Annotated in this window: 10 protein-coding genes; 5 read left to right on the forward strand and 5 right to left on the reverse strand. The window is 71.7% G+C overall.

Going from position 1 to position 12,377, the window contains the following annotated elements:
- Positions 1-712 precede the first annotated feature (712 nt).
- A complete protein-coding gene (locus ACIQOU_RS07730) occupies positions 713-1,105 on the forward strand; it encodes a DUF4232 domain-containing protein (RefSeq protein ID WP_401534887.1) in 393 nt (130 codons plus the stop codon).
- Positions 1,106-1,126: 21 nt separating this feature from the next.
- Here ACIQOU_RS07730 and ACIQOU_RS07735 read toward each other — a convergent pair whose 3' ends face one another.
- Both ACIQOU_RS07735 and ACIQOU_RS07740 read right to left on the reverse strand, forming a co-directional pair.
- On the reverse strand, positions 1,127-2,266 hold the full coding sequence (locus ACIQOU_RS07735) for a DUF2786 domain-containing protein (protein ID WP_401534889.1): 1,140 nt from the start codon (positions 2,264-2,266) through the stop codon (positions 1,127-1,129).
- A gap of 158 nt (positions 2,267-2,424) precedes the next feature.
- On the reverse strand, positions 2,425-2,760 hold the full coding sequence (locus ACIQOU_RS07740; RefSeq protein WP_401534891.1) for a hypothetical protein: 336 nt from the start codon (positions 2,758-2,760) through the stop codon (positions 2,425-2,427).
- Between the two features lie 852 nt (positions 2,761-3,612).
- On the opposite strand from ACIQOU_RS07740, the gene ACIQOU_RS07745 reads away from it, so the two are divergent.
- The 3 genes from ACIQOU_RS07745 to ACIQOU_RS07755 all read left to right on the forward strand — a co-directional run bounded on the left by ACIQOU_RS07745 (position 3,613) and on the right by ACIQOU_RS07755 (position 7,624).
- Positions 3,613-4,962, forward strand: a complete 1,350-nt coding sequence (locus ACIQOU_RS07745) for a cytochrome P450 (protein WP_401534893.1) — start codon at positions 3,613-3,615, stop codon at positions 4,960-4,962.
- A gap of 160 nt (positions 4,963-5,122) precedes the next feature.
- Positions 5,123-5,875 (forward strand): Clp protease N-terminal domain-containing protein, encoded by a 753-nt coding sequence (locus tag ACIQOU_RS07750; RefSeq protein ID WP_401534895.1) that lies wholly within the window; start codon positions 5,123-5,125, stop codon positions 5,873-5,875.
- Positions 5,876-5,911: 36 nt separating this feature from the next.
- Positions 5,912-7,624 (forward strand): bifunctional 3'-5' exonuclease/DNA polymerase, encoded by a 1,713-nt coding sequence (locus tag ACIQOU_RS07755; protein WP_401534898.1) that lies wholly within the window; start codon positions 5,912-5,914, stop codon positions 7,622-7,624.
- 40 nt (positions 7,625-7,664) lie between these two features.
- Here ACIQOU_RS07755 and ACIQOU_RS07760 read toward each other — a convergent pair whose 3' ends face one another.
- Both ACIQOU_RS07760 and ACIQOU_RS07765 read right to left on the reverse strand, forming a co-directional pair.
- Positions 7,665-8,567, reverse strand: coding sequence for a glycosyltransferase family 2 protein (locus ACIQOU_RS07760; RefSeq protein WP_401534900.1), 903 nt, complete (start codon positions 8,565-8,567; stop codon positions 7,665-7,667).
- 261 nt (positions 8,568-8,828) lie between these two features.
- Positions 8,829-9,986, reverse strand: coding sequence for a DUF5954 family protein (locus ACIQOU_RS07765; RefSeq protein WP_401534903.1), 1,158 nt, complete (start codon positions 9,984-9,986; stop codon positions 8,829-8,831).
- A gap of 453 nt (positions 9,987-10,439) precedes the next feature.
- On the opposite strand from ACIQOU_RS07765, the gene ACIQOU_RS07770 reads away from it, so the two are divergent.
- Positions 10,440-10,685 (forward strand): hypothetical protein, encoded by a 246-nt coding sequence (locus ACIQOU_RS07770; RefSeq protein ID WP_401534905.1) that lies wholly within the window; start codon positions 10,440-10,442, stop codon positions 10,683-10,685.
- Positions 10,686-10,780: 95 nt separating this feature from the next.
- Here ACIQOU_RS07770 and ACIQOU_RS07775 read toward each other — a convergent pair whose 3' ends face one another.
- Positions 10,781-12,238: a pyridoxal phosphate-dependent aminotransferase gene (locus ACIQOU_RS07775; protein ID WP_401534907.1), complete on the reverse strand. Its 1,458-nt coding sequence runs from the start codon at positions 12,236-12,238 to the stop codon at positions 10,781-10,783.
- Positions 12,239-12,377: the final 139 nt, after the last annotated feature.

Here is a 12,377-nt window from a genome sequence, read left to right on the forward strand (position 1 = left end):
CCAGAGGGGGACTGGGATGGTCGACTCCGTCGGGAAGTCTGTGTTGAAGGTGACGTGGTCTGGGGGGTTGGGGGCGGAGAGCTTTACGCGGGCTGAGGAAGGTAAGTGGCCTAGCGGGTTGCCTACGGCGGGGGTGGGGTCGTAGGGGCCGCGCTTCCCCTCGGCGGGGGGGTTGCCGGTTGATTGTTGGGTGCGGGTGCGTGGGGGCTGGTCGCGCCCGCGCGGCGGAGCCGCATGTTGATACAGCCCCGCGCCCCTTAGCGGCGTTGGCCTTGGCGTGAGTTGGTTAGTGGGCCTGCGTGGTCTCGGCGGAAGTTGGGTGCGGGTGCGTGGGGGCTGGGCGCGCCCGCGCGGCGGAGCCGCATGTTGATACAGCCCCGCGCCCCTTAGCGGCGTTGGCCTGGGCGTGAGTCGGTCAGTGGGGCGGGGCTGGGCGTGCCTGGGGGGGGCGGAGTCGCATATTGATGCAGGGCCTTGCTCCTTAGCCGCGCTCCCCTTTCCTGGGTTGGGTGGGGGTGGGTGATGATGTTTGGGTGTTGGGCTTGGTTGGGTTCGTTCTTAGTTGAGGGTGTTCATGCGCGTTGGTCGGCTTGTTGTTGCTGTTGTGGGTGTGGGGTTCTTGTTGGTCGGCTGTGGGGGCGGGGGCTCCGGGGAGGATGCCAAGAGTTCGGCGGGCAAGGCGGGGGACGCCTGTGTGCTCGGGGGTGTCGGGGTGCAGGTCGATGCCAGCGCCGCGCCGGACACCGGGGACACCGGCAACGTCACCGTGACGATCACCAACCGGGGCGCCGAGTGCACGGTGAACGGCTTTCCCGGCGTCAGCCTGAAGGCCGACGGCACGAGTGTGGCCGTGCCCGAGGACAAGGCGGCCAAGGCTCAGAAGGTGACGTTGGCGAAGGACGGGACCGCGTCCTTCACGCTCACCTATGTGCGCGGGGCGGCGGGCGCCGCGAAGAGCCTGGCGGTGAAGACCGGGGAGTTCTCGTTGCCGGGCGATTCCGAGAAGCACAGCTTCGCGTGGTCGTACGGCGAGGTCGCGCTCAAGGGGACGGGGAGCGGCACGCCGGACGCGTCGGTGACGGCGTTGCAGCAGGCCGGGGACTAAGGGGACTGAGGAGACCGAGGGTCAGGTGAGGTGGGGGCGGTGGGCCACCTGGGCCCGGTCCGCCGCTTCCGCTCCTTCCGTCCAGCCGGCCTCGTCCGTCACCCCGCGCAGCCGGGTGGTCGTCGTCCGCGGGAACATCCGGTCCGTCGCCTCGGTGACCGCCACCTCGCGGGTGGCCAGCACCGGGAGCAGGTCGTCGCTCACCTGGGTCTCGGCGGCCCGCGCGAGCCTCGCGCCCACCCGGTGCGCGTAGGCCGCGAGGAACGACTGCCGGAACGTCTTCGTGCGCCGGCGCCCGCCCGCGCGCTGGGCCGCCTCCGCCTTCGTCATGGCCGTCGTCGCCTGCACCAGCAGGGACGTGAACAGCAGCTCGACGACCTCCAGATCGGCCTCGAATCCGACGACCGTGGAGAAGCCGAACGGTTCGTTCCACACCGCGCGGCAGCGGTTCGCGTCGGCCACCGCGTCCAGCAGGACCGCCTTGGCCTGCTCGTACGGTGGCTCGACGCCGATCCGGCAGGCGCCGGGGGCGTCCGGCGCGGGCGCGTGGGACGCGAGCAACGCCTCGTCGACGCTGTGCCGGGCCATCAACTCCTGCGCCTTCGCCGTCAACGCCTCCGCCTCCTCCGGGAACCCGGTCGCCTCCGCCTTCGCGAGCAGCGCCCGGATGCGGGTGAGCATCCTGGAGGCGGGCCGGGGTGGGCCGTCGGACGCCCGCTCGTCCAGGGGTTCGAGCGCGGGCAGGCGCAGGAGCAGGCGGTACAGCTCCAGGACTGCGGTCGCCCGCGAGAAACGGTCCGTGCGGGGCGGCGCCTCGTCGGGCAGCTCCGCCAACTGCGCCGCCCAGCGAGGTCCCCGTGCGCGGTCGTCCGGCGCCTGCGCCCGGATCAGCTCCGCGACCAACCGTATGTGGACGTCGTCCAGGTCACGCCGGACGATCCGGACGACGTCGGCGGGCTGCCACCCGCGCTGCCACGCCGTTGCCACGAACTCCCGTCCCCGGCGCGCGACTTCGGCGTCCGCGTCCGGGTCGGCGGCCAGCGCGGAGGCGCCCGTGTCGAGGGCGGCGCCGGTGTCGGCGTAGAGGGCCGCGGCGAAGGCACGGTCGACGGTGCTGGTGCCGGTGCCGTTGCTGGTGCCGTTGCTGGAGGTGCTGCTCACCCTTCGATCGTTGCACGGGGGACTGACAACGGGGGTCGGGCCTGTGGCCTCACGTTCGGATCAGGGGTGACGACAACGCCGTGGAGGTCCCCCTGCTCGGAGCAGCTTGGCGGAGTGCGCGCCCCGCCCCGCGATCTCCGCGTGCTCCGAGCGGGGTTCTAGGGGACCGGGGCCAGGTCGAGGCGGGGTGCGTCTCCGCTGCCGGGGTCGTAGGTGAGGCGCAGGCGGGGATCGCCGTTGACCGAGCGGAGGTCCGCGGTGATCAGGGCGCTCAGCTCCTCGGCGGCGCCGACGTCGTACGCCCCCTCCGCGAGCCTGCGGCGCAGCAGGACGGAGAGTTGTTCGGCGACGTCCGGGGGCGGGTAGTGCGCGCTGAGCAGGCGGACCGTCTCGTCGACGATCGCGGGGACGTCCAGGTCGGGGGCGGGGGTGGGGGCTGGGACGGAAGCGGGGGCGGCGGGGGCCGGGGAGCTGTGCGTCGTCAGCGTGGTCATGGCAGCCGAGTCAATCACCGGACGCCCGGGGCCCACACGTCGTTTCGTGCGAGTGGCGTGTATCCGCTGGAGCGGGTGTCTGTCGACGATCAGCGGGGGGCGGGTGCGGCGCCGTCGTGGCTGGGCGCGCCCGCGCGGCGGAGTCGCATATCGGTACGCCCCACGCCCCTGGACGGCCAGGAATGTCCGTCGACCATCAGCAGGGGGCGGGTGCGGTGCCGTTGGGGCTGGGCGCGTCCGCGCGGCGGAGCCGCATGTCGACACCGCCCCGCGCCCCTTGGTGGCGTTGGCCTGGCCGTGGGGCGATCAGCAGGGGGCGGGTGCGGTGCCGTTGGGGCTGGGCGCGACCGCGCGGCGGAGCCGCATATCGACACCGCCCCGCGCCCCTTAGCGGCGATGGCCTGGCCGTGGGGCGATCAGCAGGGGGCGAGTGCGGTGCCGTTGGGGCTGGGCGCGACCGCTCGGCGGAGCCGCATGTCGACACCGCCCCGTGCCCCTTGGCGGCGTTGGCCTGGCCGTGGGGCGATCAGCAGGGGGCGGGTGCGGTGCCGTTGGGGCTGGGCGCGTCCGCGCGGCGGGGCCGCATGTCGACACCGCCCCGTGCCCCTTGGCGGCGATTGCTGAAGGTGTGCGTGAGTGTGCCGGTTGTTGCGGAGTCCGTGCTGAGGTCGATCCGTTCTCAACCCCTGCGTCATCCACGTCACTTGCGTCACTCCTCTCTCCTGGGTCACTTCTCGGCCAGGTCAGGGGGTGGGGCCGTGGCGAAAAACACTCCTTGCGGCGGATTGCCCGGGAGGGGTGGAAGGGAAGTCATTCAGCGCCTTGATCACCCTGAAGGGAGCTTGACGCTTTATGACGCAGGTAGCGCCTCCCCCTATACCCAGAGCGGCGGGATCACTTCCCGTGCTGGGTCACGCGATACCGCTCTATCGGGACACCCTCGGTTTCATCGCGTCGCTCCGCGCCCGGTACGGCCCGTTGGTGGAGATCACCCTCCAGCCGGGCACCCGCACGGTCATCGTCCAGGACCCCGAGCTGATCCACACCATGCTCACCGATCTGGGACCGAGCCTCGACAAGGGCCGGTTCTTCGACAAGATGGGCCAGTTGCTCGGCGAGAGCGTCGTCACCGTCGCCGGGCGTGAGCACGTGCGCAAACGGCGTCAGATCCAACCCGCTTTCGGCCGCACCGAGATCGCCGGATACGTCGACATCATGCGCGGCGAGGTCAACGCGGCGCTCGACAGCTGGGAGCCGGGCAAACGGCTCGACGTGCGCGAGTCGATGATCCAGCTCTCCCTGGACATGCTGGCCCAGACGGTCTTCTCCGGGAGCCTCGACGGGGACACCTTCCGGGAGTTGCGCACGAATCTGGCGACCGTCATGAACAGCGTGGGCGTGCGCGTCATGATGCCCGACTGGGTGGAGCGCCTGCCGATCCCCTTCAACCGCCGGTTCGAAGAGGCCCGCAGCGCCGTGCGGAGCACCATCGGCACCGCCGTCACCGAACTGCGCGCCTCCGGCTACGACACCGGCGACATGCTCTCCCTGCTGCTCGCCGCGCGGGACGAGACGACGGGCGAGCCGCTCAGCGACTACCAGGTCTGCTCGGAGATCCTGACGCTCGCGCTGGCCGGTACCGAGAACACCGCGACCGTGCTGGCCTGGGTGGTCTACGAACTCGCCCGGCACCCGGAGATCGAGGCCCGCGTCCTGGCCGAGGTGGAGGAGGTGCTCGGCGACCGCCCGGTGACCTTCGACGACGTTCCCCGCTTCACCTTTCTGGAACGGGTCATACGGGAGGTGCTCCGGCTGCATCACACAGGGTGGCTCGTGACCCGCCGCACCCTCACCGAGACCCGCCTCGGCGACTTCACGTTGCCCGCCGGAACCGACCTCGCGTACTGCCAGCACGCGCTGCACCGCGACCCGGCGCTCTATCCCGACCCGTTGCGTTTCGACCCGGACCGGTGGCTGGACAGCAAGCATCAGTTGCTGCCGGGGTCCTTCGTGCCGTGGGGCGCTGGCAAGCACAAGTGCCTGGGCGACCGGTACGCCATGACCGAACTGCTCACCGCCCTGCCCACCATCCTGCGCCGCGTACGGTTCGGGCTGGCGCCGGGCCAGACGGTGAAGCCGGTGGCCCGTGCCACGGTACGGCCGGGGAAGATGATGATGATGGTGGAGAAACGTCTCCCCTGAGCGGTACCGGGGCGGATGGATGCTCGGCAGCCCGGCGGACACAACAGCGGTCACCCTCGACAGGGGTCGGCCGCTGTTCGCCGTTGACGGCCGTCCTTGAGGTGATGCGAAGTGTCAACCCGGGGTTGACGGGGTCCTGGTGTCAACCTAGGGTTGACGCATGACGGAGAACCTGACTGTGACGTCGCCGGTACGTCTCGACGACCTCATCGATGCCATCAAGAAGGTGCACACCGAGCCTCTGGAGCAGTTGGAGGACGCGGTGATCGCCGCCGACCATCTCACCGAGGTCGCCGACCATCTGATCGGCCACTTCGTAGACCAGGCCCGGCGTTCCGGGGCCTCCTGGACCGACATCGGCAGGCGCATGGGCGTGACCCGGCAGGCCGCGCAGAAGCGGTTCGTGCCCAAGGAGTCCGACCTCGACCCGAACCAGGGCTTCAGCCGCTACACGCCGCGTGCCCGCAACGTGGTCGTCGCCGCGCACAACGAGGCCGAGGCCGCGGGCAACTCCGAGGTCCACCCCGTTCACCTGATCCTCGGTCTGACCGCCGAGCCCGAGGCGCTGGCGGCGCATGTGCTCGGCGGGCAGGGCGTCTCCGTGGACGCGCTGCGCGAGGCGGCTAGGGCCGTGCTGCCGCCCGCCGTCGACCGGACCCCGGAGCTGGTGCCCTACAGCTCCGACGCCCGCAAGGTCCTGGAACTCACCTTCCGCGAGGCCCTGCGCCTCGGCCACAACTACATCGGCACCGAACACATCCTGCTGGCCCTCCTGGAGTTCGAGCACGGCACCGGGGTCCTCGCCGGTCTCGGCGTCACCAAGGAACCGGTGGAGACCCAGGTCACCGAGTTGCTGGTGCGCTACCTCCAGACGCAGAAGCAGGCGGCGGAGAGCGAGGAGGAGGCCGGGTAGCGGGGCGTTGTCAGTGGTGGCTGCGACACTCGGGGCATGACGGAGAGGTGGGCCATCGCTCCGGCCGAGGGGGGCGGCGCTGAGGTCGTCCCCCTCGGCCCCGGCGGGCTGCCCGCGGGGCCGGTGCGACGGGAACCGGACCTGGTGGCGGCCGTGCGGGGGCGGCCCGAGGCAGGGCGGTGGGTGTGGCGGTCCACGGCGGAGGTCTATCCGCGTCTGCTCGCCGCGGGGGTGCGGGTCGAGCGGTGCTACGACGTCGAGGACGCCGAGACCCTGCTGCTCGGCCACGAGGGCCGGTACGGCGAACCCCGGTCGGCCGCCGCCGCGTTGGCCCGGCTGCGCGGCGGCCCGGTACCGCCCGACCCGCCCGCGCGGGCCGCCGAACCCGGCGCGCAGTCCTCCCTGTTCGAGCCGGAGGCCGTCCACCTCCCGCTCACCGACCTCGTCGAGGTGCACGCCGAGCAGCAGCGGCGGCACGACGCGACGGCGCACCCCGACCGCATGCGGCTGCTGACGGCGGCGGAGTCGGCGGGGATGCTGGTCGCCACCGAGATGAACCGCGCGGGGCTGCCGTGGAGCGCCGACGTGCACCGCCGGATGCTGCACGAGCTGCTCGGCGAGCGGTACGCGGGCGGGGGCGAGCCGCGTCGGCTGGCCGAGCTGGCCGACGAGGTGTCCGCCGCCTTCGGGCGCCGGGTCCGGCCCGACCTGCCCGCCGATGTCGTCAAGGCGTTCGCGCAGGCCGGCATCAAGGTCAGGTCCACCCGGCACCGGGAGATCGAGGAGATCGACCATCCGGCGGTGGCGCCGCTGCTCGCCTACAAGAAGCTGTACCGCATCTGGGTCGCCCACGGCTGGTCCTGGCTCCAGGACTGGGTGCGCGAGGGGCGGTTCCGGCCGGAGTTCCACGCGGGCGGCACGGTCAGCGGGCGCTGGGTGACCAATGGCGGGGGCGGGTTGCAGATCCCCAAGGTCATCCGGCGTGCCGTGGTCGCCGACCCCGGCTGGCGGCTGGTCGTCGCCGACGCCGACCAGATGGAGCCCCGGGTGCTGGCGGCCATCTCCCGTGACCCCGGTCTGATGGAGGTGGCCGGCCGGGAGACCGACCTCTACCAGTCCGTCTCCGAGCGCGCCTTCTCCGGCGACCGGGGCCAGGCCAAGCTGGCGGTGCTCGGCGCGGTCTACGGGCAGACCTCGGGCGACGGCCTGAAGAACCTCGCCGCCTTGAGGCGCCGTTTCCCGCGTGCGGTCGCCTACGTCGACGAGGCGGCGCGGGCCGGGGAGGAGGGGCGGTTGGTGCGCACCTGGCTGGGCCGCACCTGTCCGCCGGTGGCGCGGACCGGCGACGACGGCTCCGAGGAGGCCGGGCTGCCCCAGGACGGCCCGGACGGCACCGGGGAAGCGGCCGACGCCGGTGCCTGGGGCGGTGGTTGGACGTCCGGTCACTCCTCGGCCGACTCCCGCGCGCGGGGCCGTTTCACGCGGAACTTCGTCGTGCAGGGCAGCGCCGCCGACTGGGCCCTGCTGCTGCTCGCCGCGTTGCGGCAGACCTGCGCGGGGATGGCGGCCGAGCTGGTCTTCTTCCAGCACGACGAGGTGATCGTGCACTGTCCCGAGGAGGAGGCCGCGACGGTCGTGGCGGCGATCCGGGAGGCGTCCGACCTGGCCGGGCGGCTGACGTTCGGGCAGACGCCGGTGCGGTTTCCGTTCACGACGGCGGTGGTGGAGTGCTATGCCGACGCGAAGTAGCCGACGGGGCCGGTGGCGGCGGGGAGTTGGCGGGGGCCGCTCAGATGACGGGTGGGCGGCCGAGGCGGGTGAGGCGCCAGACCGTGCGCCAGCTCATGGGCCGTCGTTCACCGGCGGGTTGCCGCACGCCCTCGACGAAGCCGCCGAACCAGGCGCGCAGCCCCGCCGCCGACCGGGTCCTGGCCAGCGTGAGCAGCGTCCAGATCCCCAGGTGGACGGGGATGAGGGGGAGCGGGAGGCGGCGGCGGACGAGCCAGACCCGGTTGCGGGCGTTGACCCGGTAGTAGATGGCGTGCCGGGCGGGCGAGGTCTTGGGGTGCTGGAGCAGCAGTTCGGGCGCGTATCTGATCCGCCAGCCGGCGTCCGCCGCGCGCCAGGCGAGGTCGGTCTCCTCGTGCGCGAAGAAGAACGCGGCCGGCCAGTCGCCGATCTCGTCGAGCATCGCCGTCCGGAAGCCGTGGCCGCCGCCGAGGAACCCGGTGACATAACCGCCCCGCATCGGGTCGGAGGCGCCGACCCGGGGCACGTGCCGTTGCTGGGTCTCGCCGTGCTCGTCGGCGATGCGGAAGCCGACGATGCCCAGGCGCGGGTCGGCGGCGAAGTGGTCGCGGACGCGGCGCAGGACGTCGGGGTCGACGAGGAGGCCGTCGTCGTCGAGTTCCACGACGATGTCCACGTCGCCGAAGGCGCGGACCCGGTCGAGGGCGACGTTGCGGCCGCCGGGGCAGCCGAGGTTCTCGTCGAGCGGGAGGAGGGTGACCTCGCCGGGGAGGTCGAGGCGGTCGGCGAAGTCGGGCAGCGGGCAGCCGTTGCCGACGATCAGGATGCGCGCGGGGGCGACGTCCTGTTTGGCCACGGACCGCAGCAGGGCGTCGACCTCGTCGGGCCGGTTGCCCATGGTCACCACGGCGACCGCGATCCTCGGTGCCACCGGTTCCGCCATGCCCTCACCTCACCCCTGCCGGGCCGTCCCCACCGAGCCCCTCGCGGCCCCGGCTGGACGACCATGTCGGCCGCGATGCTAGCCGTTCACACTGAGGACTTCCCACATACGCCAGTTGGACGCCGGACGCGCCACGGGGGGTGGGGTGAGGTGGCCGGGGTGAACCTGACCCACCGGCCCGGCTCACCCCGGCCGCTTCACCCCGGCCCCCTCCCCCAGTTCGCCCCGGCCGCCTCGCGCGGTGGCTGGCTTCGGCTTCCGTCAGACGTCGGTCTTTCCGGTCGCTCCGCGTCGTTTCTGCTCGCGGAGTTCCTTGGCGGCGGTGCGGCGGGCCAACTCCCGTTCCCAGAGGGCCTGGAACTCGTTCACCTGCCGCTCGATCCTGGGGTCGGTGGGCTCGTCCTCGTCGTCCAGGTCCAGCAGCCCCTGTTCCTGCAACTGGTCGGTGTGGGCGGAGACCGGGGGTTCGGGGTCGAAGTCGCTGGGGCGCGGCTTCTCGGGGCCGTCGGGTCCGACCCGCATCAGGCGTTCGACGCGGACGACACGGAAGCGGCGGCCGTCGACGATGAGGTTGTTGCGCCGTTTCTCGTCGAAGACGTCGGCCGCGCGGGCGAACTCCGCCTTCTGTTCCTCCGTCATCCGCAGGGTGAACGGTGCCATGACCCGCAGCCAGGTGGTCAGGCCGTCCCGCGCTCCCTGCGGGGTGGCGTCCGACGAACCGGGGTGGAACGCCGTCCACTGGCCGTCCACCCGCTCGGAGATCATGAACACCGCCGGCAGCAGCACCCCGCCCGGGTACTCCTCGGCCGCCCGCAGCGCGTCCCGCCGCACGCCGGGCGGCGAGCCGGGAACCGCGCCGACGAAGCGCAACAGGTCCAGCCGCAGCAGCCCTTCGGAGAGACCGGTGCTGGTGTGCGGGTCGACGACGAACCCCTCGGTCCTGGACGGGAAGTCGCGGCCCTCGCCGATCTCGCCGGGGTCCGGGTCGGACGGGCGGGGCGGCTCGGGGCCGTTCGGGCCGGTCCGCAGGAACCGGGAGGCGCGCACGATCCGGAAGCGTTCGCCGCGGACCCGGATCTCGTCGATGACCTCGTAGTCCATGCGGATGCCCGCCGCCATCCACACCTCGGCCGCTTTCGTGTCACCGGCTTCCTGCGCCGCCACCGAGCGCATCCGGAAGTGGTGCCCCAGCGACTCCCGTGCGCCCTGCGGGACATCGGAGGGGAACTTGGACAACTCCCAGCCACCGGTGTCGAGTTCCTTGGCCCAGAAGTACTCGGCCAGCGCCAGTCCGAGGATGTCCGGGTACAACTCCCTTGCCTGCCAGGCCTCCTGCTCGGCGAAGGCCGCGATGGGCCCGTCCTGCGGGGCGACCCGGAAGGTGAGGTACCCCGGCACTCCGTCTTCGTAACCGCTCATGCACAGACTGTGCCCGACTCCGTGCCGCCCCCGCCAGGAAACCAGCCAAACCACACCCGTTGTTGGGTGAACGAGGGTCAAGTTCCCGCCGGACGGGACGCCCCGCCGGCCAGCCCCCCGGCGAACTCCCGCAGGCCGCAAGCCTGTTGACACCGGCCGGAGAAGGAACGACGCGGGTCGCGCCCGGCACCGACGCCCGTCCCGGGGCCCTGCGGCCGTCGAACTCCAGTCGGGATTCCCGCCAGACGTACGTGCGGCCACCCGAACAACCCCGGCGCCCGCCGGGGAACAGCCCAACCTCGCCCCTCCGCCCCGCGAACGACGACATGGTCACGGGCCCGAACCCAACTCCACCGCGAGTGTGCCTCGTTATGGCAAAGGCGTGCGCCCATCTGCGCGTCAATGGGGTGCGGCGTGTGAGCCAGTGTCACCACATCACGAAGTGAGTCGTTCATGATCGAGCAGCACAAGGCACCGGATCTGGACCAGGCGCGGAGAACACGTCGGCGACGAGCCGGGATCGTCGCCTTCCTTGTCGGCGCGGTCGTCACGGTCGTCTTCTTTGCGTTTTTCCCCGGTCTGCCTCACGTCGTCGACTGGGGGGCCATTCTCGTGGCGCTCGTCGTGGGAGGGCTGGCCCGAGGGGGGTGCCAGGCCTGGATGACGAGGGCGGAGAGGGAGAAGGGCGAGCACCAGTGACCGCCTCGGCGGGGCCGGTCCGACGGAATGCTCAACGGGCCGTTGCCCGTTACCCCACCCCCGCACCGGCGGAGCGGGCGTGAGGTGGGCCTTCGTTACTTGTCCGGGCCCAGGTGGGACAGGGCCTCTGCTACTCGGTCGATGGCCTCGCGGACCTCGGCCGGCTGGTGGGCCGTGTAGCAGAGGCGGAAGAAGCCGGGGGTGGGGGAGTGCATGACGCCGCCGGGGAGGAGGGAGACGTGGGTGGGGGCGTCGCGGAGGTAGTTGAAGAGGTTCTGTTCCTCGTCGTCGAGGTGGGGGTCGGTGAGGGGGTAGGGGTCGGTCCGGTTCGGCGGTACGGCGACCCACTTGAGGTATTCACGCAGGTCGAGCCAGAAGAACTGGGCCGCGTTGTCGCCGTCGCGGTGGACGTACCTGATCCCGTGCTTGTCCAGGGCGGCCTTGGCCTGGTGGAAGCTGTCGGTGAGCAGCGGGCGGTAACTCTCCATCGCGTACGTCGTGTACAGGTCGGCTTCGGGGCCCTTGGCGGTGAGGACGGCGCCGATCAGATAGTGCTTGAGCGAGTCGAACGGCGTGAACCACGACATCGGGTGCCGCTGCTCCGCCCCGGGGTCCTTGCTGCCCAGCATCGCGTCCTGGACCACGGGGTTGCGTGAGACGACGAACCCGGTACGGAAGCCGGAGAGCCCGAAGTCCTTGGCGAACCCCCAGACGACGTGGATGCGTTCCGGGTACGTGGCGTAGGCGTCGAGGGCGACGGCGCTGGTGAACGGCGTTGTGCCGCAGTCCAGTTGGGAGTGGCAGTAGATCTCGTCGGAGATGATGTGCATATCCGTGGAGCCGAGCGCCCAGGCGTAGATGTCCTCCAGCAGGTCCTTGCGGTAGTTGACGCCGAGCGGGTTGTGCGGGTTGGTGAGGACGAGCAGCCGGGGTGCCTTGCCGGTCTGCTTGCGGTGCTCCTCGTACTGCTTCTTGATGAGGTCGAGGGTGAGCCGGAAGGCGTGCGGGCCGTCGGTGGGCAGGGGCACCGGCACGCAGGTGAGCTTCGGACGTTGCTCGAACGACCAGTTGAAGCCCTGCCAGTACGGCGCCGGGATCAGCACGCCGTCGCCATCCACCAGCGGCGGCGGCAGTTCGCTCGGCCCCTCGTTCTTGAGCGCGAACGCCAGGCACTCCAGCGCGGAGGCCACCCCGGCCGTACCGAAGACGTCCTCCGGCTGCACCTGCTCCTCGGGCTTCCGCTCGGCGAGGCCGAACGCCCGCGTCAGCAGGGCCGCCACCTGTTGCCTCAACTCCGGTGTCCCGTAAGGGGACATGTAGTGGATGTTCGGCGCGGGCAGCGGCCTCAGCGGGTCGAACACCATCTTCTGCATCGAGTGGTCGTAGACGAGGACGTTCTCCGCGACCGAGAGATCGATCGCGTCCTCGGGCGCCAGATGGCGGTGGTAGAAGGCGAGCGCCTGCTCCAGGTCGGGCATGCGGGTGAGGAAGGCGGCGGCGTCCTCGGGCGAGGTGGTCGGCTGCGGGGCGGTGGGGAGGGAGGTGGTCACCATGAGGCGGAGGGTCCTTGTCCGGTTGCGGCTCCGACGGTCCGTGCGGCGGGCCTCCCCCACGGTTCCTCCGCACACAGACACAGCGCACCACGCCGCCCGGCCGACGGCCAGCCATCGCCCCCCATCCGGAAACGGGGCC

The sequence above is a fragment of the Streptomyces sp. NPDC091279 genome (assembly GCF_044757465.1).
Lineage (GTDB): Bacteria > Actinomycetota > Actinomycetes > Streptomycetales > Streptomycetaceae > Streptomyces.

What these genes read in the sequence shown, in the direction of transcription:
- ACIQOU_RS07750 (WP_401534895.1), top strand. Translation starts at nt 5,123, where the DNA reads ATGACGGAGAACCTGACTGTGACGTCGCCGGTACGTCTCGACGACCTC.
- ACIQOU_RS07745 (WP_401534893.1), top strand. Translation starts at nt 3,613, where the DNA reads ATGACGCAGGTAGCGCCTCCCCCTATACCCAGAGCGGCGGGATCACTT.
- ACIQOU_RS07760 (WP_401534900.1), bottom strand. Translation starts at nt 8,567, where the DNA reads ATGGCGGAACCGGTGGCACCGAGGATCGCGGTCGCCGTGGTGACCATG.
- ACIQOU_RS07755 (WP_401534898.1), top strand. Translation starts at nt 5,912, where the DNA reads ATGACGGAGAGGTGGGCCATCGCTCCGGCCGAGGGGGGCGGCGCTGAG.
- ACIQOU_RS07740 (WP_401534891.1), bottom strand. Translation starts at nt 2,760, where the DNA reads ATGACCACGCTGACGACGCACAGCTCCCCGGCCCCCGCCGCCCCCGCT.
- ACIQOU_RS07775 (WP_401534907.1), bottom strand. Translation starts at nt 12,238, where the DNA reads ATGGTGACCACCTCCCTCCCCACCGCCCCGCAGCCGACCACCTCGCCC.
- ACIQOU_RS07770 (WP_401534905.1), top strand. Translation starts at nt 10,440, where the DNA reads ATGATCGAGCAGCACAAGGCACCGGATCTGGACCAGGCGCGGAGAACA.
- ACIQOU_RS07765 (WP_401534903.1), bottom strand. Translation starts at nt 9,986, where the DNA reads ATGAGCGGTTACGAAGACGGAGTGCCGGGGTACCTCACCTTCCGGGTC.